The organism is Pseudomonas sp. MF6776, from assembly GCF_016613125.1.
Taxonomy (GTDB): domain Bacteria; phylum Pseudomonadota; class Gammaproteobacteria; order Pseudomonadales; family Pseudomonadaceae; genus Aquipseudomonas; species Aquipseudomonas iridis.
In genome coordinates this window covers 44,725-67,628 of the sequence record NZ_JAENSQ010000016.1, presented here as the reverse complement: position 1 = coordinate 67,628, position 22,904 = coordinate 44,725, and the positions used below count along the sequence as shown (strand labels likewise).

Below are 22,904 nucleotides of genomic sequence, written 5' to 3'. Positions count from 1 at the left end.
AGTGAAGTGCCAATGCTAGCGGATTAGCGCTTGTTGAGCGCGCCGTAAAGTTCAGGCCGACGATCACTGAGATAGTGATTGGCCTTGCGGGAGTCGACCATTAACTGCCGATCCAACTCGCCGACGATCAACGCTTCGTCCAGGCCGGCCTGAGCAATACGGCTGCCGTCCGGCGCGGCGATGCTGCTTTGTCCGCAATAATGGATGTCGCCCTCATGGCCGCAGTAGTTGGCGTAGGCGACGTAGCACTGGTTTTCGAAGGCGCGCGAGCGGACGGTGACATCGGCAACGAAATCGAACGGGATCATGTTCGCCGTCGGCACCAGAATCAGCTCGGCGCCGGCGAGGGCCAGTCGTCGGGCGTTCTCCGGGAATTCGAGGTCGTAGCAGATCAGGAAACCGAGCTTCCAGCCGTTGAGTTCCACCACGGGAACCTCGTCTCCACCGGCGCTGAACATCGACCGGTCAAGATCCCCGAACAGATGGGTCTTGCGGTAATTGCACAGGCGCTCGCCGTGGGAGTCGATCAGCTGCACGGCGTTGTAGATCTGACCGTCGGCAGTGCGCTCGGGATAACCGTAGACGATCGCCAGGCCAGCGGTTTTGGCGATCCGGCCGATCTGCTGCGCCCATTCACCGTTGTAGACCTCGGCCAATGTGCTGACCGCCTCGGCGCCAATGTTGTAGCCGGTCATGAACATTTCCGGCAGCACCAACAGGTCGGCGCCTTTGGCCTCCATCGCCAGTTGATGCAGGCGCTGTAGGTTGGCGGCGGGGTCCAGTGGCAGCGGTGGACATTGGTAAAGGGCTACACGCATCAGGAATTCCTCTTACTCGGGCAGGGCGATAGGGCCGATGTCTTTGAACACATCACCCGGGCCTGGGTTCTCTTTATGTGTGGCACCGCCGAAATGTTTGATGATCCCCCACACCGCGTTGAGCGAAGTCTGCACCGCGCCTTCAACCCACGCAGGCGTCCACGACACATCGTCACCGGCGATGAAGATCCCGCGCTGCTCGGCCGGCATGTCGTCCTGCATGAAGTGCGCGTACATGCGCTGGTTATAGCGATAGTGGCCGGGCAGAGCGCCCTTGAACGCGCCGAGAAAGTACGGATCAGCCTCCCACGACACGGTGATCGGATCGCCGATGATGCGCGCGGCAATGTCGACTTTCGGGTAGATCTTCTTCAGCGCATTCAACGCCAGCTCTACACGTTTTTCTACCGGGTGCGGGAGCATTTTCAAAGCATCGCTCATCCACGAGTACGACAGGCAAATCACCCCTGGCTTGTCGTCGCCGTTGTCGAACAGATAGGTGCCACGGGTCAGGCGATCGGTGAGGGTCATACTCATCAGATCGCGACCGGTTTCAGGGTCCTTGTCCTTCCAGAACGGCCGGTCGACCATCACGAAAGTCTTCGACGACTGCATATAGCGCGTGCGGTCGAGCGCCATCCACATCTTCTGCGAGAACAGCGTTTCGTCGCATTCGATCTGGGTGGTCAGCAGCCAGCTCTGGCAAGTGGTCAGGACGGCGGCGTACTCGCGGGTGTCGCCGTTGTTGTCGGTGACAGCAAAACGACCATCGGCTGCATGGGCGATTTTTTTCACGCCGGAACGCGGTGCGCCCCGGTGCAGGGATTTCAGGCTGGTGCCTTCTGGCCAGTGAACGCAACGTTCCGGCACATGACGCCAAATGCCTTGCGGCACTTGTTCCACACCGCCGACCACCAGGTGCTGGTGATCGTCGCAGTTGGTCATCACCACGCGGAAAATTTCCAGCATCGAGTTAGGGAAGTCCGAGTCCCATCCACCCGTGCCGAAACCGACCTGGCCGAACACTTCGCGATGATGGAACGACAGTTTGGCGAAGGCCTCGGAGGTGGCAACGAAGTCGTAGAACGTGCGGTCGTCCCACAGCGGCACCAGGGTGTTCCACAGTTCTTTGAGGCGCGGCACATCACGGTCGCGGATGGCTTGCTGGATATCGGCGAATTGCGAACCGGCTTCCAGCGCGTCCGCCCAGGCGTCAGCCACTTCCTGGAACAGCGCAGGAAGATCCTTCAAGCTTTGTGCGTAATGGGTTTTGCCTTCCAGATCGATCACTGTGCTGCCGGACGCCGGTGTCAGCGGGTTCGGGAACGGTTTGGTCTCCAGACCCAGCTTGTCGACGTAGTGGTAGAACGCGGTGGAAGATACCGGGAAACGCATGCCGCCGAGCTCAGCGACAATACCGTCAGTGCCGTTGAACGCCTGCGAGCGCAGGCGCCCACCCAGTTTCGACGCCTCGTAAACCACCGGTTTCAGGCCCAGCTTCATCAACTCGTAAGCGGCCACAAGACCTGCGATGCCGGCGCCGACAATCGCCACTTCAGCGCCATGATTTTGCACCGGGATGCTACCGAGTCCGGCCGGGTGTTCGATCCAGTCGTCGAAGGCGAAAGGAAAGTCCGGGCCGAAAATGGTGATGGGCTTTTTACCGTCTGCAGGATGGCGATTGTTCTTGTTCATGGCTGACCTTGCTGGCGACCCGATGCGGAATGCGCGTCTGAGTATAGGAAAAGATGCCAGCCATTCTAGGGAGCGTAGAACACGTTAATAAGACGCAAAGTGTCGTCGTTTTGCCAGTTTCCTGTTCAAAATGACGATCTTAAGCTTCACTCTGTTCCCTGTGGGAGCGAGTTTGCCCGCGACTAGGCCCTATCTGACATCCTGGATCTCAATGCCTGCAATCAGACCGGCTGACCCCGATCAATCTTGCTGCTCAAGATAATCGACGTCGTGGTCTTCTCAACCCCATCCACACTGCCAATCTGATCCAGCAACTGATCCAGCTGCTCCGGCGAATCCGTGCGCAACCACGCCACATAATCAAATTCGCCACTCACCGCACACAGCTGCTGCACCTGCGCCATCGCACTCAAGCGGCGCAACACCTCTTTGCCGGAGCGCGGCTGAACCTTTATCCCGACATACGCCTGCAACCCGCCATCGACCACACGTTGCCCCAGGCGTACGCCGTAACCGGTGATCACCTTGGCTTTTTCCAGCCGCGCCAATCGTGACGTCACCGTGGTGCGGGCAATCCCCAACTGTCGGGCGAGCATGGCCACGCTTTCGCGGGCGTTGATTTGCAGGGCTGCAATCAACTGGCGGTCGATTTCGTCAAGCACGGGCGGGCGGATGTCGGGCAAGGGGGGCTCCATTGGTGCGGATCGTTGATCAGCGCATGTTACAGGCGATGAAGCTCGCCAAGACTGAAAAAAACCAAACCATCACCCAAGAAAAAGCCGCGCATTTGCGCGGCTTTCAAAGTGGTGGGCCCACACGGACTTGAACCGTGGACCAAAGGATTATGAGCCCGAGTAAAAGTGCAATGTTCATTGCTTTAGGTCAGCAAAATAGGCACGTCTGGGACGTATGTGTATATGTGAACGATAATTTTGCACCCATTTTGGACGGAGGTTGGACGGGCATATCGCTGGCCAGTGGTAAACATTTTCCTGCGACTGACCTGGACCTCCGTCCCGCTGCCACTGCTTCTCGAATCCTAGGCTGTGTCTTCGGTGAGAGGGATGTTTATTGCAACCTCCGGGTCATCGAACGCTATAAACGTCCCGAATTTATATCTTTCAGACTGCGCTCGTAATTCCACGGTGTCGCTTTCGAACAGGGTGAACCTGTATTTTTTCGAGTACGAAGCCGATCCAGGTTCTGCCGTAACCGTTAGTGCTACCGAGTATTCGCCTGGTTCCAAATTGAAAAGCCTGGTGAACATTTCCATGAATGGAGCCACTGCATCAGGTTCGGCTTCAACCCACTCCTTGCTTCCGGGAGGCTGAGCATCCAGCTTTTGGCGGATGTCAGCTTTCAGACGTGAAATGCAAGATCGATAGGTTTTTTCCGTCTGCCGATCAAATGCACTAAAAAAGCCGACAGCGTGAGACCAGCTTTCGTTGGGTTTTAATAAAAACGGAACGAACAAAACGCTGGCGGTTGACGAAGGGGTTTCGAAGTAAGACTGGCACGGCAAAGAGGCAAACGGCTGTCCGTCTCGCGTTAGGTCAGCGCGCATGGATCTGATCCTCAATGCGCGCCCCCCAGAATTGGTAATGCCCACTACTAAACCTACGCAGGTGTTACCAACTCGATGCATCAGCTGAATCCGGCTATGCACCTCAACATCTAGGCGCCGTGGTCGAATGAGCAAGTGAATCGGCGGCATTTGCGAAAGAACTATCGCGGCGAACGATACGGCGAAGGACCAAAATTTCCAGTCCAGGTAAAAGGGAACAGTGAGGTCAGCCGTCAAGTACCACTCCTTCGCGCTCCGGAGCGCTGCTATCGCCAGATTTTTTCTGACCTTATTCCATCTCAGATTAGCCGCCCGCCCGCGATTCTGAAAGCGAGTTCATGAAACGGTCCCAGATACCGTCCGTCGTACCTTGTGTATCTATATGCGTTACGTGTAGACATCTCATACACAAGATGAAAGTATAGATCTTAGGGAATGTCCCCTAACTAGAAGCGTGAGGCTATGCCATGAATCGTCTAACCAGCCGAGTAACAGAAATATGAAAATCGCTGAGGTGAATCAGACCTAAAAAAACCGTGAAAACAAAGGAAAGACCATGACCAGATCTCTATTGCGTGCGGAGTCCGCTGCAGCAGAAAAAACAAAACCCGTCCCGATCAACATGCGGGTCGATTTTAGGAAACGAGACTTGATCGATGTGGCCGCTGCCATGTCGGGAAGTGACCGAACCAGCTTCATCCTGGATGCTGCGTGTAAAAAGGCAGAGGAAGTCATCCTTGATCAGCGCCTGTTTGTCCTTGCCGACGATGACTTTGACGCCTTTGAACAAGCCTTACAGAACAATCCCGTAAGGAGTAATACATGCTTAGAGAAACTGCTGCAAAGGCCATCTCGCTGGAGTTGAGCGCTCCAGTAAAACTGACTGAAACCCACGATCTGGATACGTTCGATTGTGGTGAGGACTCTATCAACGAGTTCTTGAAGAAAAAAGCGATCAAGGCCCAGATCGCAAAGACCGCCACGGTGCTTGTTGTTTGCATCAAGGATACGAATACCGTCGTCGGTTACTACACGTTGTCGAACGGTACGATCATGCGGGCAGACGTCGTGCCCAAAAAGGCGCAGCGCAATTCTCCAGACCAGCACCCGATCACGATCTTGGGGCGTATGGGAGTATGTAGGACGCTGCAAGGTACTGGACTGTCGCTCGATCTGATTCAGGACGCGGTGCTTCGTGCGCTTACAGCCTCGGAAGAAGTCGCCTCGACCGCACTCGTTGTGCATCCGCTGAATGAGAGCTTGGTGGGTCTTTACGAGAAGGCAGGGTTCATTCGCTGTCCGCAGTTGTCCTCAATCACGATGATGCTTCCTTTCACCTGATTGGGAGCGCGTGAAAAACTGGCCGCACTCTGCGGCCAGTTAGATCCCTTTCCGATTGTTCACTTCTTTGCAATGAGGGAGGCTGAACAAAAGTCGTAGTTGTTGGCTACTCCCCGTTAGTCCGATGCCTGCTCATCTGGCCGCCCCCTCAAGCTATGTACCCGCCGACTCGGTCCTGACGCCTTCGCCGGAGCCGAGTCTGAAGAGCTACTGCTGATCAGTCCCATGCAAGCGCTGGACGCTCCCGTAACGACCGATGTGAAATACACCTCAATCTATCGCGATGCCCAACAAGTGAAGGCGAAGTGGGAGGCCAAAGGTTGGCCGGCAGAGATGCTGGAGATCGTTACACCCTATGTTCGGAGCTTACCTCCGTCTCAGCAGGATCGCTTGAACCCTACCAAGCGTGTCTACGCGGCGTTGCAGCTTAAGCGACCAGTACGAGGTGAGCTGTCGCGGGTTTACCTGCGGGTCATATACGAACTGGCCAAGCAACAGGGAGTACGATTCATACCAATCAACGATAAGTCTTCGCGCTATGCCATTCCGGCAGAGCTTCAAGCACTTTGTGATCGCTTTGTATCTGGTGACTACAGCACGACGCCAGCGGAAGAGCAGTTGCTCAAGCTGAAGTATATTCACACCTCGGCCAACTGGAACCCTCCCAGGAAGTTGCAAGGCATCACGCCACGCACGGGATTGGTTTATTTTAACGGCCCTACCACGGACGGGATCCGCGTACAGCATCCCCACGTACCCGACTAGGAGTCACAAGCGTGCGAACACTATGGATTTTGTTAGAGGCATTTTTAACGGGCGGTTGCCAAGCTTCGGGACATTCGGACCTGGCTGCCGGCCCGTGGGCGCTGGGTTTATCACTCCCTACGCCATGGACGGCTGGGTTGAGGACAGTGCCACTGTCGATGTCGATGTCGATGGGAACATGTACCGTAGGATTGGAAGCAGCTCTTCCGGGGGGAGGAAAAACGGCACTCAGGGAGCAAGTGGCTGGCTGGTTACGGGAGGAGGCAAAGAAAGACATGTGGTAGATGCAAAACTTCCGGTACGTATTTATGTTCGCTGGCAATCGCTTGTCGAACCACAAACCTACCAAGGCTGGATCGAGATACCCGAAAGTGCACGGCAGGTCATGCGCAATGCCCTGACCAAAGAATGCTCAAGTGTTCCTGAGACTACTTTTCTTCCGAAGCGTGCGTCTGTACGGCTGGGGCTAGCTCCCGGCGGTATTGTCCAAGTGTGGGCACTGGACGAGTGTCGACGAGCAATCAAAGTCGCACGCGCTCAAGTAGAAATAGAGCCAAAGGGGCCTGACTTAGGGCTTTCAGATGGTACTTACTATCCATTGCAGGATGCGTCAAAACTGTATGTCGAAAAGTACGGAATCCCCTACGGCAGTTGGTAAGTCTGCACATATTTAGCCCGTCAATTGGCGGTTTTTTGCTATCCAGTGATGGGCTTTAATTTCTCGCTCAACGACAGTGCGCTGGTGCCATTGCGTACGAACTCTCCGGCATTGTCTGGCGGCGGTGTTGGCCCATGCTTGTGCGCAGCTAGCTGGCTATCCTGACGCTTCAAAAAGTTCTCGGGCACGCAACGCTGGCCATGACACAGAAGTACGCACACTTCAGTCCTGGACACATGGCAGAGGTTGTCACTTTGAATCCGCTAGCCGGTATCTTGGAAGCGAAACCAGTGGTCGCAGAGGTGGCGTAAAGGCCCGTCCAAAAACGGAATTGGACGAATCTTGGACGGAAAGCATTTTGTGCAATTCAATCGACCAGTTTTTTCAAGCGCTAGAAACGACGAAAGCCACGTAATACGTGGCTTTCAATTTGGTGGGCCCACACGGACTTGAACCGTGGACCAAAGGATTATGAGTCCTCTGCTCTAACCAACTGAGCTATAGGCCCTCAGTAGGCCGCGGATTATAGCGACGGTTTCGCCGCTGTGCTATCCGAAAAATCCGATACGGTAATACGCAGAAACGTCGCGGCGAATTCTTCCGGTGGCAGCGGCAGGCTGACGATGTAGCCCTGGATCTGTTCGCAGCCTTCGGCGGCGAGAAATTGTTGTTGCGCCTGGGTTTCCACGCCTTCGGCGATGACGGTGAATTGCATGCTTCGGCCCAAGGCGATGATGGCGCGGACAATCGCCGCATCGTGCGGGTCGTCGGGCAGTCCGCGGACGAATGACTGATCGATTTTGAGGATGTCCAGCGGCAGACGCTTGAGGTAGCTCAGCGAAGAATAACCGGTGCCGAAGTCGTCGATCGCCAGTTGTACGCCCAGGTGTTTGAGTTGATGCAGCACTGTCAGTGCTTCTTCAGCCTGGCTCATGATGAAGTTTTCGGTAATTTCCAGTTGCAGTAAATCCGGCCTGAGACCGTTGTCCTTGAGCAGTTGCTCGATGCGCCCAAGCAGATTCGGCTGCCGCAACTGCGCCCCGGCGAGGTTGACCGACAGCGGCCCGAGGCTGTCGTAGATCTGGTTCCACTCGAACATCTGCCGGCACGCAGTCTCCAGCACCCAATCGCCGATCTGCAGAATCATCCCGTTCTCTTCGGCCAATGGAATGAAGTGCTCCGGCGGCACCTCGCCAAAGGTCGGATGGCGCCAGCGGATCAGCGCTTCGGCGCCGACGAGGCTGTGGTCGTCGAGGCTGATTTTCGGTTGGTAGTAGAGATGCAACTCCTCACGCTCAATGGCTCGACGCAGTTCGTGCTCCAGTGCCACGCGCTCGATGGCCTGTGCGGTGAGGTCGCGGGTGTAACTCTCGACGCGGTTGCGGCCCTTGGCTTTGGAGCGGTACATCGCCGCATCGGCGTTTTTTACCAGTGTGGCCACGTCGCCACCGTCGCGGGGGTACAGGCTGGTGCCGATGCTGGCGCTGATGAAAAACTCATGTTCGCCGGCCTGAAAAGGCGCGCCGAAGCAATTGAGCAGTTTTAGCGCGATATGATCGGCGTCGCTGGCCTGTTGCAGGCCGGGCAACAGAATGATGAATTCGTCGCCGCCGAGGCGGGCGACGGTATCAATGTCGCGCAGCTGTTCTTTGAGGCGTACGGCGATGCCCTTGAGCAGCAGGTCGCCGACCGGATGACCGAGGCTGTCATTGATGTGTTTGAAGCGGTCGAGATCGAGGAACAGCACGGCACCCAGACCGCCGTTTTCCTGCTGATTATTGAGTGCCGTGAGCAAACGGCTTTCGAACAACGTGCGGTTCGGCAGGCCGGTGAGTGGGTCGTGGTGAGCCTGATAATCGAGTTTGGCCTGGGCGTGCTTGAGGCTGGAGATGTCGGCAAATACCGCAACAAAATGGGTGATGAGTTTGTCGCGGTTGCGCACTGCGCTGATGGTCAGCCAGCTCGGATACAACTCGCCATTCTTGCGCCGATTGGAAATCTCGCCCTGCCAGTGGCCTTCATCGGTCAACTGGTGCCACATCGCTGCGTAAAACGCGCTGTCGTGCAGGCCCGAGGCGAGCAGGCGCGGTGTATGGCCGAGGGCTTCGCTTTCGCTGTAACCGGTGATTTCGGTGAAGGCCCGGTTGACTGCGCTGATGTGCTGCTGGGTGTCAGTGATCAACACGCCTTCCGCGGTGCTTTCGAAAACAGTCGCAGCCTGTTGCAGTTTCTCCTGCATCAGGTGGCGTTCGGTGATGTCGCGGGCGATGGTCAGCATGCAGTCTTCTTCGCCGATCGGTAGCGGTCGGGCAGACACTTCGCACAGGCGAATCTGCCCATCGCTGCGGCGAATATGGCAGGTGAAATCACGGACGAAGCCGTCGCGGTGCAGCAGATCGAGCATCTGTTTACGTTCGTTGAGGTTGACCCAGATCCCCAGGTCCAGCGCCGAACGATCCACCGACATGGCGCTGTTGAACCCGGTGATCCGGCTGAAACCGTCGTTGACTTCAAGCAGCAATCCGTCGCTTTGACGCGACAGCAGCAAGCCATCCGGAGATGCATGAAACGCCTTGGCAAACTTTTCTTCCGACGTTTGCAGTTGCTGTTGGGTTTCCTTGAGCTGAGTGATGTCGCGCACCACCACGACCAGTGCGGGCGTGGTGTCGAGATCAAAGGGTTCGGCGGAAATCAGCCCGGTAAACACCTGGTCATTGTTACGGCGAAAGGGCATTTCCAGGTTGCGAATGCTTCCGGCCTGCAACCGCTGCAACAGCCCCGGTCCGACACCGGGAATGCCCCAGATGTTGAGGTCGGTGGCGGTCTGACCGATGACTTCTTCGGCTTTCAGTCCGATCTGCTCTTCGAAGGCCTCGTTTACTTCCAGCAAGCAACCGTCGGACAACCGCGCGATCACCAGAATGTCCGGGCATTGCTGGAACACCGAAGCAAATTTCTGCTCGGACAGGCGCAAGGCCTCCTCGGTACGTTTGGTCTCGCTGATGTCGATCATCAGTCCGCGCATCACCGGCTCATGGCCGTGTTCGATAAGGCTGACGATGTCGCGTACCCACAGACAGCGACCGTCGGCGGTGATCACCCGGTAATCGAGGCTATGATCGCGTCCGGCCAGCACTTCGTGATCGCAGAAGCTCTGGGCGCGGGTCAGGTCGGCCGGGTGAATGATGTTGCGCCAGAACCCCGGAATCAGCCAATGCGATAGCGGATAGCCGAGCAAGTCTTCGGCGTGGGGTGACACATAGCTGTAGGTGAAGTCGCTCATTCGCGCTTCCCAGGCGATGGCCGACAAGCTCTCTACCAAGCCACGATAGTGATACTCACTGCTGCGCAATTCCTGTTCGAGGTTGATGCGGCGGGCGATCTCCGAACTCAGGCGGCGATTGATGCGGATAACCACCGCCAGCACGATGATCAGGATCCCCAGGCCAGGCAGGCCGTAAACCAGCAGATCTGACCAGAATGTCCGGTGATCAAGCACGTTGCCGACCCAATGCTCTTGAATCTCGCTGATTTCAGCGGGGGACATGTCCGCCAGGACTTTGTCCAGAATGCCCACCAGTATCTTGTTGTCACGGGGTACGCCCATCGCCAGCTGATAGCGATACGGGGTTTCGCCGCTGACGTACAGGCCGTCGAGTTTCAGCTGACGCAGGCTCCAGACACTGGACGCGAGATCACCGACTACAGCGTCGACTTCATCGGTGGCAAGCGCTTGCAAGGCAGAGCTGACATTGGGCATGGCGACCAGATTCAGGTCGGGATGGTGGGTGCGCAGGAGTTCATGGGGCGCGTAGTTTTCCACCACGGCGATCTTCAGACCGTACAGATCCTCAAGTTTGCGCGGTTGTGCGCCGCCGATGTGGGCGAGGATGACGATGGGGAAGTCGAGGTAAGGACGAGTGAACGACAGATATCCCTGACGCTCCGGTGTCGACATGATCCCGGGCAGCAGGTCGATTTTGCCCTGCTTGACCTGCTCAAGCACCACCGTCCAGCTCACGGGTTCGACCGGGGTGAGCTTGATCGCCAGACGCTGGCGTATGACGTCTATGTAGTCAGCTGCCAGGCCCTGATAGCGGGACTGATCGTCACGAAACTCAAAAGGCGGCCACGACGCGTCGACGCCTAGGCGCAAGTCCGGATGAGCCGTCAGCCAGCTACGTTCTTCATCGGTCAGAGTCAGTGCGTCAGCCGTTGCGGTCCAGATCATCAATGACAGCAGAATTAGCACGGACGCCAATCTGGGCATAGCGCTCTCGGTATGGCTCGGGGGTGGTTGTTTCGAGTGTAGACGGGGTATGCGGGGGAGGGGTGGTGCGGAGGATTTAATCTGCTACATAAACAAAACCCCCGGCCTGGGCCGGGGGTTCTGGTATCACTCGTCGAGGAAGGAGCGCAAATGCTCGCTTCGCGTCGGGTGGCGCAGCTTGCGCAACGCCTTGGCTTCAATCTGACGGATCCGCTCACGGGTCACGTCAAACTGTTTGCCCACTTCTTCGAGCGTATGGTCGGTGTTCATGTCGATACCGAAACGCATGCGCAGTACCTTGGCTTCACGGGCAGTGAGGCCGGACAGCACTTCGCGAGTCGCTTCTTTCAGGCTCTCAACAGTGGCAACATCGATTGGCGACTGCATGGTCGAGTCTTCGATGAAGTCACCCAGATGGGAGTCTTCGTCATCACCGATCGGGGTTTCCATGGAGATCGGCTCTTTAGCGATCTTCAATACCTTGCGGATCTTGTCCTCAGGCATTTCCATGCGTTCGCCCAGCTCTTCCGGGGTCGGTTCGCGACCCATTTCCTGCAACATCTGCCGGGAAATACGGTTGAGCTTGTTGATCGTCTCGATCATGTGCACCGGAATACGGATGGTGCGGGCCTGGTCGGCGATCGAGCGAGTGATCGCCTGACGGATCCACCAGGTGGCATAAGTCGAGAACTTGTAACCACGACGGTATTCGAACTTGTCCACCGCTTTCATCAGACCGATGTTGCCTTCCTGGATCAGATCGAGGAATTGCAGGCCGCGGTTGGTGTACTTCTTGGCGATCGAGATCACCAGACGCAAGTTCGCTTCAACCATCTCTTTCTTCGCGCGGCGGGCCTTGGCCTCACCGATCGACATGCGACGGTTGATGTCCTTGATTTCAGCAATGGTCAAACCGGTTTCGGTTTCCAGCGCGATCAGTTTCTGCTGGCAACGAATGATGTCCGGCTGAACACGGCCGATGGCTTCGGCGTATTTGCTCTTGCCTTTGGCCAGTGCGTCGGACCAGCTTTCGTCGACTTCGTTGCTCGGGAACTGACGCAGGAAATCGGCGCGTGGCATACGTGCATCACGTACGCACAGTTGCATGATCGCGCGCTCTTGCTGACGCAGACGATCCAGGGCACCACGAACACGCTCGACCAGGGCTTCGAATTGCTTCGGCACCAGTTTGATCGGCATGAACAGCTCGGCCAGTAGCAGCAGTTCGGCAATCGCTGCCTTGTTGCTGCGACCGTGCTTCTTCAGCGCCTTGCGGGTGATTTCCATCTGATCGGACACAGCGCCAAAACGCTGGGCCGCGATGACCGGATCCGGACCGCTTTCGGCTTCTTCTTCGTCATCGGAAGAGTCGGCTTCATCGTCGTCGGTGTCATCGTCAGCCTTGACGGCTTTCGGATCGACCGGCGGCGGCACTTCTGCCGCAGGCGGCGCAATGCCGTCGTCCGGGTCGATATAACCGCTCAGGACGTCAGAAAGGCGACCACCTTCGGTGGTGACGCGGGTGTACTCGGAGAGAATGTGGTCAACCGTGCCAGGGAAGTGCGCGATTGCGCCCATCACTTCACGGATGCCCTCTTCGATACGCTTGGCGATTTCGATTTCGCCTTCACGAGTCAGAAGCTCAACGGTACCCATTTCACGCATATACATGCGCACAGGGTCAGTCGTGCGACCGATATCGGTCTCCACCGCTGCCAACGCGGCTGCTGCTTCTTCCGCAGCGGCCTCGTCGGTGTCGGCGTCGGCCAACATAAGGGCGTCCGCATCCGGAGCACTCTCGTGTACGGGGATCCCCATGTCGTTAATCATGCGGATGATGTCTTCCACCTGCTCAGGATCTGAAATATCCTCGGGCAGGTGGTCGTTGACCTCGGCGTAAGTCAGATACTTCTGCTCACGACCCAGTTTGATCAACTCAATAATACGAGACTGCTGTTGCGCTTTTCCGGACATAACACCCTATCCACTGAAGGTCTTGGCGGGCAAAAAACAAGCCGAGGATTATACCTGAGCTATGACCTCACGCGCCAGTTGAGGTCGGGCTTGATGCGGAAACATTGCGACTTAAAAGGTCGCGCAGTTGATTTTTCTCTTCGATACTCAGTTCGCTTTGACGCGCTTTCCTGAGTAACTGTTCAAGATTTCGCTCGCGTTGGCGGGCTGACAAGCTAGTAATGGTGTCGAAAAACTGTTGTTCAAGGTTATCTCCGTCAATCAGCCATTCCTTTTCTGCCAGTGCCTTGAGCAATCGACCCTGTTCAGTGCCGTGCCATCGCGCGATCAACTGAAATGAGTTTAGCTTGGGATTCTTCTGTACGGCTTCGAGCAGCGCCACAAGCAGCTGGGCGTTGGTCTGATTTTCGTCCGCAATGTGCCCGGCATCTTCGACGCGCTTGGCCAATTGCGGGTGATGAAGCAGTGTGCGCAGGGCGGTCAGGGTCGGCGACTCGACGCCGATTGGCGTCCGTGGTCGTTGCTGATCGCGATCGCCACCACGCTTGCCGTTTTTATCCCAGGGTTTTTTGTCCCATTTCTTGCCGCCGGCACCGGGTTTTTTCGGCGTCCACTCCTGCTGCGGCGCGTACATGTCCTGCGCCTGCGGCTGATGGTAGTCGCTGTAATCGGGCATTGCATCGTAATCGAAGCCCGGATCGTAGGCGGGCGGCGCTTCCTGCGGTGCGTTTTGCGCGAGCTGACTGACGGTTTCGCTGCTCAGGCCGGTGATTTCGGTCAGGCGCTGACGCATCAGAATGCGCAGATTTGCACCTGGCACTTTGTCGATCAACGGTGCAGCTAGGGTGGCCATGTGGGCCTTGCCTTCGAGCGAGCGCGGGTCGGACTCTTCGCTCAGTTGCTGGAAGAAATAATCTGCCAGCGGCTGCGCATGCTGATTGATTCGGGCCTTGAAGGCGTCGGTGCCCTCGGCGCGAACCAGGGTGTCCGGGTCTTCGCCTTCGGGCAGAAACAGGAATCGCGCGCGACGTCCATCCTGCAGGCTTGAAAGCGTTGCCTCCAATGCGCGCCACGCGGCATTGCGGCCGGCCTGGTCGCCGTCGAAACAGAACAAGACGTTGGGCACGACGCGGAACAGGCGTTTCATGTGCTCTTCGCTGGTCGCGGTGCCCAGCGTTGCGACGGCATTGCGCAGGCCTTGTTGGGCGAGGGCGATGACGTCCATATAGCCTTCGACGACGATGATTTCGTCAAGGTTGCGGTTGTTCTTGCGCGCTTCATAGAGGCCGTAGAGTTCCTGGCCTTTATGGAAAACCGGGGTTTCCGGTGAGTTCAGGTATTTGGGCTTGTCGTCGCCCAGTACGCGACCGCCGAAAGCAATGATCCGACCGCGGCTGTCGCGGATCGGGAACATCACGCGATCGCGGAAGCGGTCATAGCGCTTGCCGGTTTCGGCGTTCTCGATCAGCAGGCCGGCGTCGATCATGGCTTTTTGCTGAAGTGTGTCGCTGCTCAAGTGTTTGAACAGGTTGTCCCAGCCCGGCGGAGCAAAGCCTAAACCGAAGTCTCGGGCAATCTCACCTGTCAGGCCGCGACCCTTGAGGTAATCCACGGCGGCTTTACGCGCTGGGTGGCTCTTGAGCGCCTGCCGATAAAAGTCAGCGGCAGCAGTGAGCAGCGGATACAGCGGCGAATCGGTCGGCTGGCGCGGCTTGTGCGGGCGGCCACTTTCTTCGCGGGGTATTTCCATGCCGGCGGCTTTCGCAAGGTCTTCAACAGCCTGGGGGAAATCCAGGTTGTCGTGATCCATGAGGAAGCCGAGCGCGTTACCGCCGGCACCGCAACCGAAGCAGTAATAGAACTGCTTGTCGGGGCTTACGCTGAACGACGGGGTTTTTTCTTTATGAAACGGGCAGCAGGCGGTGTAGTTCTTGCCAGCCTTCTTCAATTGCACGCGCGAGCTGACCACGTCGACGATGTCGGTGCGGTTCAGCAGGTCGTCAATGAAGCTCTGGGGAATCAGCCCGGCCATGGCGTGCTCGTTGTCTGCGCTGTAATAAGTCCGATGCGAAGGGCGGCCGGACGCGGGTCGTTGTTTGAAGCACGCAAAATGTGCGGCTCGACCAGTGTCGTCTGCGTTATCGCTGTCGGGAAGTGTATCTGCCGAAAATCCACTGACGTTAGTACCAATCAGCCTTCGACTATTTGAAAGTGTTGCGCTGAATCCGCTGACGGCCGGTTAAAGACCTCGGATAGCTCAATAAAGCGGGCACGCATGCAGGTGCCTTGGGCTGATCGTCGTAAGAGGAATCAGTGGGTGTGCTCGTCAGTAGCCTTGAAAGGCTCGTCAGAAAAGACGTGCACCGCTGGCAAAAGAGCCAGGTCTGACGTTTGAAGCAGATTTGTCTCGGTCGCGTGTGCGGCGTCGACGATGAAGCATCAAGCGATATCCGCAAATGCCAATAGCCCGGCTGAGGGCCGGGCTTGGCAGAAGCTTGCTACGAACGTCTGTGTATTAGTACAGACGAACGGCGCGGCGCTGTTCGCGCTGAACTTTCTTGGCGTGACGCTTAACAGCGGCTGCTGCTTTACGCTTACGCTCAGAAGTTGGCTTCTCGTAAAATTCGCGGCTACGAACTTCAGCCAGTACACCGGCTTTTTCGCAGGAGCGCTTGAAACGACGCAGAGCTACGTCGAAGGGTTCGTTCTCTTTAACTTTGACGGCTGGCATCCAGAGCTACCTTCTTTCATTACCGGGATCAACGTTCTCGTCGCAAAAAATTCGCGGCTGAGGTCGTCGGTTTTTAAGGGTTGCGGATGTTAACCCCTCATCGCTCGGAATGCAAAGCCTCTGATCGAAAACCGCTGGTCGGGGCATCACGCGGGGACTATTATGCGCGCCTTCGAATTCAGCCTAAACAAGGCGCAAACCCATGCTAGTACTGGGATTAGAAACCTCCTGCGACGAAACCGGCGTCGCATTATATGACAGTGAACGGGGTCTGCTGGCTGATGCACTGTTCAGTCAGATTGACCTGCATCGCGCCTATGGCGGTGTGGTGCCGGAGCTGGCCTCGCGTGACCACGTCAAACGCATGCTGCCCTTGATTCGTCAGGTGTTGGCCGAGGCTGACTGTGTGCCGACCGAGATCGACGCGATCGCCTACACCGCGGGTCCTGGCCTGGTCGGGGCGCTGCTGGTTGGTGCTTCCTGCGCCCAGGCACTGGCGTTTGCCTGGGGCATTCCGGCACTCGGTGTGCATCACATGGAAGGTCATTTGCTGGCGCCGATGCTGGAGCCAGAACCGCCACAATTTCCGTTCGTCGCTTTGTTGGTCTCCGGCGGTCATACGCAGTTGGTTCAGGTCGATGGCATCGGTCAATACGCGTTGCTCGGTGAGACGCTCGACGACGCGGCCGGTGAAGCTTTTGACAAGACCGCGAAGATGATGGGCCTCAATTATCCCGGCGGTCCGGAAATCGCCAAGCTGGCGGAGAAGGGCGTCGCAGGACGTTTCACTTTCCCGCGTCCGATGTGTGATCGCCCGGGGCTGGAATTCAGCTTCAGCGGTCTGAAGACCTCGGCGCTCAACACCTGGCAGCAGCGCATCAGCGCCGGGGACGACAACGAGCAAGCCCGTTGCGACATCGCGCTGGCGTTCCAGCAGGCCGTGGTGGAGACTTTGACCATCAAGTGCAAGCGGGCCCTGAAACAGGCGGGCATGAAGCGCCTGGTGATTGCTGGCGGCGTTAGCGCCAACAAGGCCCTCCGTGTGTCACTGGAGAAAATGCTCGGCGACATGAAGGGCGATGTGTTTTATGCCCGTCCCGAGTTCTGCACCGACAATGGCGCGATGATCGCGTTCGCCGGTTGCCAGCGATTGCAGGCCGGACAGCAGGAAAGTCTGGCGATCAGCGTGCAGGCGCGCTGGCCGATGGAGCAATTGTCGGCACTCTGATGGGCCGCGCTCATGAACGGTATTCAGAAATGCCGTTCGCGCCCGGCAAACAGGTCGCGTAGATTGCCACGGTGGCGCCAGACGATCAGCAGCGTCAATGCGCTCATCGGCAGCAGTGCCTCCGGTTCTTGCCAGGCCAGTAGCGGCAGAGTCAGCGGTGTGGCGATCAGCGCTGCCAGAGAGCTGGTGCGGGTCAGGTAGAACGTCAGCAGCCAGGCACACACCGCCAGCAGCGCAGCAGGCGGATACAGGGCCAGCAGCATGCCGGCAGCGGTGGCGACTCCCTTGCCGCCGCGAAAACGGAAATACAGCGGGAACAGGTGACCGATCACGGCGCACACGCCAATCCAGGCCTGATCTTGCAGCGAAAGGCCGATAGCCGCAGCGAGCAGTACCGGCAGCAGGCCTTTGCACAGATCACCCAGCAGGGTCAGGATCGCGAGTTTGCGACCGGCCAGGCGCAGCATGTTGGTGGCGCCGGCATTGCCTGAGCCACTCATTCGCGGGTCCGGATTTCCGGTCAGGCGGCTGAGCAAAATGGCGAAGGACAGAGAGCCGAGCAGGTAGGCGAGAGTCGCCAGTAACCAAAACATGCTTACTATTCCGGGCGAGGACGCCCTGATTCTAACGGCGCATTGCGCCCTTGTCGTGCAGCGGAGAAAAGTGCGTGGACAGAGTGTTTATCGAGGGCCTGGAAGTCGACACCGTGATCGGTGCTTACGACTGGGAGCGCGGCATCCGACAGTGTCTGCGTCTTGATCTGAGCTTCGCCTGGGACAATCGCCCGGCCGCGGCCGGTGATGATCTGACCCTGGCGCTCGACTATGCCAGCGTTTCCACGCGTATCCAGGCGTTTGCCGAACAGGCGCAGTTCCAACTGGTCGAGACTTTTGCCGAGCGTCTGGTCGCGGTACTCATGGACGAATTCAAGATCACCTGGGTCCGCCTGAAGCTGACCAAGCCCGGCGCCGTGCCGGCCGCCAAGGGTGGCGTGGGTGTGGAGATCGAGCGCGGATGTCGCTGACTCAGGTCTATCTCGGGCTCGGTAGCAACATCGAGCGCGAAACCCATTTGCGCGCCGGTCTGGATGCGCTGGCCACTTTTTTGGTGGATATCCGCTGTTCGGCGGTATTCGAAAGCCAGCCTGTGGGGATCAAAAGTGGTCCGTTCTTCAACTTCGTGGTGTCGGCGTTTACCGACCTGCCGTTGATGGAGCTCGATCGTCGCTTGAAATTCATCGAAGCAGATAACGGTCGGTATGCCCCTGACCGTAAGGGCTTGCCGCTGGATATCGACGTGCTGTTGTACGGCGATCTGGTGGGCAATTTCGACGGATTGGTTCTGCCACGCGCCGAGATACTGAAAAACGCCTTCGTGTTGTGGCCACTGTCGCTGATTGCGCCAGATCGCGTGCATCCGGCTGTGGGAAAAAGCTTCGCGACACTGTGGGCCGAGGCGCAGATTGATCAAGTGTTGGCGCCGGTGGCGTTCGAGTGGCGGGGCGAGCAGCTCACACCGTCAAGTCTATAAATCAAAAGATCTCAAGCTCCTACAGGGAAATGCGAATTCCCGTGTAGGAGCTGTCGAAGGCTCGGGCCGTGATCGGACGATCTTTTGAGCTGGCCTCAAGCGTTCTCTTTGTAAGCCTTCAAAGCCTTGAGCCGTTCGCGCTTAAGCGCCTCGCCCAGTTCAGGGCCCTTGAATCCTTTCTCTAGCAGTGGCTGCACCGCCACGCCACGCGCCACACTGGCCGCTCCACGCAAATAATCAGCCTGTGGATAACTCCTGTCCTCCAGCCCCTTGCGGCCTCGGGCATCCATCTCGCACGCAGCGATAAACTCTTCAAAGCGCTGCGGCCGGCGATAGACGTCAAAACTTTGCAGCAGCTCCAGCAACGTTGAGGCCTTCAACTCCAAGGCGCGGTGGCCGTGGGTGTGGTACTGGCCGACCAGCAGCGCCAATTCCTGACAGTCCTTCGGCGCCTTGAAGCGTTCGTTGACCACTTTGATCAGCTTCAGCCCCTTGTGTTCGTGGGCGATGTGTCGTGGCCATTCCTCTTCTGGCGTCAGGCCTTTGCCGAGGTCGTGCAGCAGGCAGGCCCAACGTACGGTGAGCGGCTGTTTGTGCCGCGCTGATTGCTCCAGCACGCTGAGCGTGTGGATGCCGCTATCGATTTCCGGGTGATGGATTTCTGGCTGCGGCACACCGAACAGCGCATCGACTTCCGGCATCAGCACTTTCAGTGCGCCGCAATCGCGTAGCACCTGAATGAATACCTGCGGTTGGTCTTCCATCAGTGCCCGGGAGATTTCCTTCCAGCTGCGTTCAGCTGTTAGTGCCTCAAGTTCGCCAGACTCACTGAGCTGACGCATCAGGTCCAGCGTTTCGGGCGCAACGGTGAAACCCAAATCCGCGTAGCGAGCGGCGAAGCGGGCAACACGCAGTACTCGCAACGGATCTTCGGCGAATGCCGGCGAAACGTGACGCAGGACTCGAGCTTCGAGGTCGCGCTGGCCGTGATAAGGATCGGTCAGATTCTGCTGGTCGTCTTCGGCCATGGCGTTGATCGTCAGATCACGGCGGATCAGGTCTTCTTCAAGCGTGACCTCAGGGCTGGCGTGAAAGGTGAAGCCGCCATAACCGCGACCGCTTTTACGCTCGGTGCGGGCGAGGGCGTATTCCGCGCCGCTTTTCGGATGAAGAAACACCGGGAAATCCGCGCCGACCGGACGATAGCCCTGAGCGAGCATTTCTTCGGTGGTGGCGCCCACCACGACCCAGTCGATATCGGTGACCGGTTTGCCCAGCAAGCGATCACGTACCGCACCGCCAACCTTGAAAATCTGCATAAAAAACCTCCGTTAGCCCGACAGGATAACCCTTGCGTCGAACTTTCGGAGGCCAGAACCGAATCAAAGGTGAATGACGGCGAGGTCGAGCCGACCGTAATCCCCTTCGCTGTGTTCACCGCGTGGCGGAACGTGATGGGTTTTCATGATCTGGTCGCCTTGCAGCGTTTCCAGATGAATGTCGAAACCCCACAAGCGATGCAGATGTTTGAGCACCTCTTCGGTGGAGTCGCCCAGCGGTTTGCGGTCGTGTTGCTGATGCCGCAGTGTCAGCGAGCGGTCGCCGCGACGATCAATGCTGTATATCTGCACGTTCGGTTCACGATTGCCGAGGTTGTACTGCGCTGCGAGGGTTTCGCGGATAGTCCGATAGCCCGTTTCGTCATGGATGGCGGGTACCAGCAGGTCATCTTTCTGGTCATCATCAAGGATGCTGAACAGTTTCAGATCGCGGATCACTTTCGGTGACAGGTACTGCAGGATGAAGCTTTCGTCCTTGAAGCTGCTCATGGCGAATTTGATGGACGACAGCCAATCCGTCCCGGCGATGTCGGGGAACCAGTGGCGATCCTCCTCGGTGGGCTCTTCGCACATGCGCCGGATGTCGCGGTACATGGCAAAGCCGAGTGCATAAGGGTTGATCCCGCTGTAGTAAGGGCTGTCGAAACCAGGCTGGAACACCACGCTGGTGTGCGACGTCAGGAACTCCATCATGAAACCGTCGGTGACCAGCCCTTCGTCATACAGGTCGTTCATCAGCGTGTAGTGCCAGAACGTCGCCCAACCCTCGTTCATAACCTGAGTCTGGCGTTGTGGGTAGAAGTACTGGGCGATCTTGCGCACGATCCGCACGATTTCCCGCTGCCAGGGCTCCAGCAACGGTGCGTGTTTCTCGATGAAGTAGAGGATGTTTTCCTGCGGCTCGGCCGGGAAGCGTGCGTTGTCCTTGTCGCTGTATTTGTCCGCGCCTTTGGGAATGGTGCGCCACAGATCGTTGATCTGTTTCTGCATATGTTCTTCGCGATCTTTCTGCCGACGGCGTTCCTCTTCGGCGGAAATCGGATACGGGCGTTTGTAGCGATCAACCCCGTAGTTCATCAGCGCATGGCAGGAATCGAGCAGGTCTTCCACGGCATCAATGCCATGGCGTTCCTCGCATTGCATGATGTACTGCTTGGCGAACACCAGGTAATCGATGATTGAACTGGCGTCGGTCCAGGTGCGGAACAGGTAATTGCCTTTGAAGAAGCTGTTGTGCCCGTAGCAGGCATGGGCCACGACCAGGGCCTGCATGCAAATGGTGTTCTCTTCCATCAGATAGGCGATGCACGGGTCCGAGTTGATCACGATCTCGTACGCCAGCCCCATCTGCCCGCGACTGTAGGATTTTTCGGTGCTGAGGAAGTGTTTGCCGTAGGACCAGTGGTGGTAACCCAACGGCATCCCGACCGAGGCATACGCATCCATCATCTGCTCTGCGGTAATCACTTCAATCTGGTTGGGGTAGGTATCCAGCGCATAGCCGGCCGCGATACGGGCGATTTCGCGGTCGTAGGTCTGGATAAGCTCGAACGTCCATTCGGAGCCGGTGGAAATGGGTTGGCGTTTCTGCTCTTTGGCGGTCATGTCACTAACCTGCGCTGGAAGAGTTCACGAAAGACCGGATAGATATCCCCGGCCGAGACCAATTGCTGCTGGGCAAACGTATCGGAAAAGGCTTCGGCGATGCGTTCGTACTCGTACCAGAGGGCTTGGTGTTCGCGTGGGGTGATCTCCACGTAAGTGTAGTACTGCACAAACGGCATGATCTGATTGATCAGAATGTCGCGGCAGATCGGCGAGTCGTCGTTCCAGTTGTCACCGTCGGAAGCTTGCGCGGCGTAGATGTTCCATTCGTTGCTCGGATAACGCTCTGCCATGATCTCCTGCATCAGTTTCAAGGCGCTGGAGACGATGGTGCCGCCGGTTTCCCGGGAATAGAAAAACTCCTCCTCGTCCACTTCTCGGGCGCTGGTGTGATGGCGGATGAACACGACGTCGATCTTGTCGTAGTTGCGCTTCAGGAACAGGTACAGAAGGATGAAGAAGCGCTTGGCGATGTCCTTGGTTGCCTGGGTCATCGACCCTGAAACGTCCATCAGGCAAAACATGACAGCCTTGGAGCTTGGGTTGGGTTGCTTGATCAGCAGGTTATATTTGAGGTCAAAAGTATCAAGGAATGGCACCCGATGGATGCGCGCGCTGAGCTTTTCGATTTCTGCTTCGAGTGTCTGAATATCGCCGAAGTTGTCGGGCTCTTCGCGTTTGATCCGCTCCAGTTCTGCTTTGGCTTCGCGCAGTTTTGCCCGGCTGCTGCCTGACAGGGCGATGCGCCGCGCGTGAGCTGAACGCAGGGTGCGTATGATGTTGATGCGTGAGGGATTGCCTTCGTTACTGATCCCTGCGCGCACGGTCTTGAAGGTGTCAGTGCCAGTCAGGTTACGTTTGACCAGGTTCGGCAGTTCGAGGTCTTCAAACATGAATTCGAGGAATTCTTCCTGGGTAATCTGGAAGACGAACTCGTCCATGCCCTCGCCGGAATTACCCGCCTTGCCCGGGCCGCGTCCGCCGCCCCCTCCCGGCGGTCGGGCGATGTGTTCGCCGGCCGTGAACTCCTTGTTGCCGGGATGAACCACAGTCTGCTTGCCGCCGCGACCGTGGTGAAGCACCGGCTCGTCGATGTCGCGACCGGGAATGCTGATTTGTTCACCGTGCTCCATGTCAGTAATGGAGCGACGGCTAACCGCCTCTTCGACAGCCTTTTTGATGTGGTCACGATAACGCCGCAGGAAACGCTGGCGGTTCACCGTGCTCTTGTTCTTGCCATTGAGACGTCGGTCGATCACATAGCTCATAGGCCCCTCCGGGGAGCTTCAAGTCATAAGCTTCAAGCTGCAAGTGAAAGCTCACCCGCTCTCGAGATCGGTTTTTGCTGTTCTCTTGCAGCTTGTCGCTAGAGGCTTGCAGCTGCT

General features: G+C 57.5%; 18 protein-coding genes, 1 tRNA gene and 2 pseudogenes. 8 read left to right on the top strand and 13 right to left on the bottom strand.

The genetic code is table 11. The features are described 5' to 3' along the window. Window positions 1-23: 23 nt before the first annotated feature. From JJD74_RS18730 to JJD74_RS18715, 4 genes are all read right to left on the bottom strand, one after another. Window positions 24-818, bottom strand: a complete 795-nt coding sequence (locus tag JJD74_RS18730; protein WP_047303781.1) for a carbon-nitrogen hydrolase family protein — start codon at window positions 816-818, stop codon at window positions 24-26. Window positions 819-830: 12 nt separating this feature from the next. Further along, window positions 831-2,513, bottom strand: coding sequence for a flavin monoamine oxidase family protein (locus JJD74_RS18725; RefSeq protein ID WP_042561400.1), 1,683 nt, complete (start codon window positions 2,511-2,513; stop codon window positions 831-833). A gap of 221 nt (window positions 2,514-2,734) precedes the next feature. After that, the gene (locus JJD74_RS18720; RefSeq protein WP_007910086.1) at window positions 2,735-3,196 is read right to left on the bottom strand and encodes an Lrp/AsnC family transcriptional regulator; all 462 of its coding nucleotides are present in this window, start codon (window positions 3,194-3,196) and stop codon (window positions 2,735-2,737) included. A 356-nt stretch (window positions 3,197-3,552) separates the two neighbouring features. Next, entirely contained in the window at window positions 3,553-4,077 is a 525-nt protein-coding gene (locus JJD74_RS18715) for a hypothetical protein (RefSeq protein ID WP_200616533.1), read from the bottom strand. A 556-nt stretch (window positions 4,078-4,633) separates the two neighbouring features. Between JJD74_RS18715 and JJD74_RS18710 the strand changes: the two genes are divergently transcribed. The 5 genes and pseudogenes from JJD74_RS18710 to JJD74_RS30865 all read left to right on the top strand — a co-directional run. Next, on the top strand, window positions 4,634-4,942 hold the full coding sequence (locus tag JJD74_RS18710) for a type II toxin-antitoxin system TacA family antitoxin (RefSeq protein ID WP_200616532.1): 309 nt from the start codon (window positions 4,634-4,636) through the stop codon (window positions 4,940-4,942). Beyond that, window positions 4,900-5,418 carry a hypothetical protein gene (locus JJD74_RS18705; RefSeq protein ID WP_200616531.1) on the top strand — a complete coding sequence of 173 codons (519 nt, stop codon included), beginning with the start codon at window positions 4,900-4,902 and terminating at the stop codon, window positions 5,416-5,418. Before JJD74_RS18710 ends, JJD74_RS18705 begins: the two co-directional genes overlap by 43 nt. Window positions 5,419-5,613: 195 nt before the next feature. Then, window positions 5,614-6,183, top strand: a pseudogene (locus tag JJD74_RS18700) (DUF2235 domain-containing protein); the annotation flags it as partial. 22 nt (window positions 6,184-6,205) lie between these two features. Further along, entirely contained in the window at window positions 6,206-6,841 is a 636-nt protein-coding gene (locus JJD74_RS18695; RefSeq protein ID WP_325167006.1) for a DUF2931 family protein, read from the top strand. Window positions 6,842-6,999: 158 nt separating this feature from the next. Further along, a pseudogene (locus tag JJD74_RS30865) lies at window positions 7,000-7,152 on the top strand (phage integrase); the annotation flags it as partial. 120 nt (window positions 7,153-7,272) lie between these two features. Here JJD74_RS30865 and JJD74_RS18690 read toward each other — a convergent pair. From JJD74_RS18690 to rpsU, 5 genes are all read right to left on the bottom strand, one after another. After that, a tRNA-Ile gene (locus tag JJD74_RS18690) sits at window positions 7,273-7,349 on the bottom strand. A 15-nt stretch (window positions 7,350-7,364) separates the two neighbouring features. Beyond that, window positions 7,365-11,111, bottom strand: a complete 3,747-nt coding sequence (locus JJD74_RS18685; protein WP_200616529.1) for a bifunctional diguanylate cyclase/phosphodiesterase — start codon at window positions 11,109-11,111, stop codon at window positions 7,365-7,367. 126 nt (window positions 11,112-11,237) lie between these two features. Beyond that, a complete protein-coding gene (gene rpoD / locus JJD74_RS18680) occupies window positions 11,238-13,085 on the bottom strand; it encodes an RNA polymerase sigma factor RpoD (protein ID WP_042561397.1) in 1,848 nt (615 codons plus the stop codon). Between the two features lie 67 nt (window positions 13,086-13,152). Further along, the gene (gene dnaG, locus JJD74_RS18675) at window positions 13,153-15,117 is read right to left on the bottom strand and encodes a DNA primase (protein WP_042561396.1); all 1,965 of its coding nucleotides are present in this window, start codon (window positions 15,115-15,117) and stop codon (window positions 13,153-13,155) included. 483 nt (window positions 15,118-15,600) lie between these two features. Further along, window positions 15,601-15,816: a 30S ribosomal protein S21 gene (gene rpsU, locus JJD74_RS18670; protein ID WP_002551877.1), complete on the bottom strand. Its 216-nt coding sequence runs from the start codon at window positions 15,814-15,816 to the stop codon at window positions 15,601-15,603. Window positions 15,817-16,018: 202 nt separating this feature from the next. Here rpsU and tsaD point away from each other — a divergent pair, with 202 nt between their 5' ends. Further along, window positions 16,019-17,044, top strand: coding sequence for a tRNA (adenosine(37)-N6)-threonylcarbamoyltransferase complex transferase subunit TsaD (tsaD, locus tag JJD74_RS18665; RefSeq protein ID WP_042561395.1), 1,026 nt, complete (start codon window positions 16,019-16,021; stop codon window positions 17,042-17,044). 23 nt (window positions 17,045-17,067) lie between these two features. Here tsaD and plsY read toward each other — a convergent pair whose 3' ends face one another. Further along, window positions 17,068-17,637 carry a glycerol-3-phosphate 1-O-acyltransferase PlsY gene (plsY, locus tag JJD74_RS18660; protein ID WP_042561394.1) on the bottom strand — a complete coding sequence of 190 codons (570 nt, stop codon included), beginning with the start codon at window positions 17,635-17,637 and terminating at the stop codon, window positions 17,068-17,070. A gap of 74 nt (window positions 17,638-17,711) precedes the next feature. Between plsY and folB the strand changes: the two genes are divergently transcribed. Continuing rightward, window positions 17,712-18,068, top strand: a complete 357-nt coding sequence (gene folB / locus JJD74_RS18655; RefSeq protein ID WP_042561393.1) for a dihydroneopterin aldolase — start codon at window positions 17,712-17,714, stop codon at window positions 18,066-18,068. Beyond that, window positions 18,059-18,574, top strand: a complete 516-nt coding sequence (gene folK, locus JJD74_RS18650; RefSeq protein WP_200616528.1) for a 2-amino-4-hydroxy-6-hydroxymethyldihydropteridine diphosphokinase — start codon at window positions 18,059-18,061, stop codon at window positions 18,572-18,574. Before folB ends, folK begins: the two co-directional genes overlap by 10 nt. Before the next feature lie 95 nt (window positions 18,575-18,669). On the opposite strand, the gene JJD74_RS18645 is transcribed toward folK, so the two are convergent. The 3 genes from JJD74_RS18645 to JJD74_RS18635 all read right to left on the bottom strand — a co-directional run bounded on the left by JJD74_RS18645 (window position 18,670) and on the right by JJD74_RS18635 (window position 22,787). After that, the gene (locus JJD74_RS18645) at window positions 18,670-19,893 is read right to left on the bottom strand and encodes a multifunctional CCA addition/repair protein (RefSeq protein WP_200616527.1); all 1,224 of its coding nucleotides are present in this window, start codon (window positions 19,891-19,893) and stop codon (window positions 18,670-18,672) included. A 63-nt stretch (window positions 19,894-19,956) separates the two neighbouring features. Next, window positions 19,957-21,519, bottom strand: a complete 1,563-nt coding sequence (locus tag JJD74_RS18640; RefSeq protein ID WP_042561390.1) for a SpoVR family protein — start codon at window positions 21,517-21,519, stop codon at window positions 19,957-19,959. Next, window positions 21,516-22,787, bottom strand: coding sequence for a YeaH/YhbH family protein (locus tag JJD74_RS18635; RefSeq protein ID WP_042561389.1), 1,272 nt, complete (start codon window positions 22,785-22,787; stop codon window positions 21,516-21,518). Before JJD74_RS18635 ends, JJD74_RS18640 begins: the two co-directional genes overlap by 4 nt. Between the last annotated feature and the right edge of the window lie 117 nt (window positions 22,788-22,904).

What these genes read in the sequence shown, in the direction of transcription:
- JJD74_RS18730 (WP_047303781.1), bottom strand. Translation starts at nt 818, where the DNA reads ATGCGTGTAGCCCTTTACCAATGTCCACCGCTGCCACTGGACCCCGCC.
- JJD74_RS18725 (WP_042561400.1), bottom strand. Translation starts at nt 2,513, where the DNA reads ATGAACAAGAACAATCGCCATCCTGCAGACGGTAAAAAGCCCATCACC.
- JJD74_RS18715 (WP_200616533.1), bottom strand. Translation starts at nt 4,077, where the DNA reads ATGCGCGCTGACCTAACGCGAGACGGACAGCCGTTTGCCTCTTTGCCG.
- JJD74_RS18710 (WP_200616532.1), top strand. Translation starts at nt 4,634, where the DNA reads ATGACCAGATCTCTATTGCGTGCGGAGTCCGCTGCAGCAGAAAAAACA.
- JJD74_RS18705 (WP_200616531.1), top strand. Translation starts at nt 4,900, where the DNA reads ATGCTTAGAGAAACTGCTGCAAAGGCCATCTCGCTGGAGTTGAGCGCT.
- JJD74_RS18695 (WP_325167006.1), top strand. Translation starts at nt 6,206, where the DNA reads ATGGATTTTGTTAGAGGCATTTTTAACGGGCGGTTGCCAAGCTTCGGG.
- JJD74_RS18685 (WP_200616529.1), bottom strand. Translation starts at nt 11,111, where the DNA reads ATGCCCAGATTGGCGTCCGTGCTAATTCTGCTGTCATTGATGATCTGG.
- rpoD (WP_042561397.1), bottom strand. Translation starts at nt 13,085, where the DNA reads ATGTCCGGAAAAGCGCAACAGCAGTCTCGTATTATTGAGTTGATCAAA.
- dnaG (WP_042561396.1), bottom strand. Translation starts at nt 15,117, where the DNA reads ATGGCCGGGCTGATTCCCCAGAGCTTCATTGACGACCTGCTGAACCGC.
- rpsU (WP_002551877.1), bottom strand. Translation starts at nt 15,816, where the DNA reads ATGCCAGCCGTCAAAGTTAAAGAGAACGAACCCTTCGACGTAGCTCTG.
- tsaD (WP_042561395.1), top strand. Translation starts at nt 16,019, where the DNA reads ATGCTAGTACTGGGATTAGAAACCTCCTGCGACGAAACCGGCGTCGCA.
- plsY (WP_042561394.1), bottom strand. Translation starts at nt 17,637, where the DNA reads ATGTTTTGGTTACTGGCGACTCTCGCCTACCTGCTCGGCTCTCTGTCC.
- folK (WP_200616528.1), top strand. Translation starts at nt 18,059, where the DNA reads ATGTCGCTGACTCAGGTCTATCTCGGGCTCGGTAGCAACATCGAGCGC.
- JJD74_RS18645 (WP_200616527.1), bottom strand. Translation starts at nt 19,893, where the DNA reads ATGCAGATTTTCAAGGTTGGCGGTGCGGTACGTGATCGCTTGCTGGGC.
- JJD74_RS18640 (WP_042561390.1), bottom strand. Translation starts at nt 21,519, where the DNA reads ATGACCGCCAAAGAGCAGAAACGCCAACCCATTTCCACCGGCTCCGAA.
- JJD74_RS18635 (WP_042561389.1), bottom strand. Translation starts at nt 22,787, where the DNA reads ATGAGCTATGTGATCGACCGACGTCTCAATGGCAAGAACAAGAGCACG.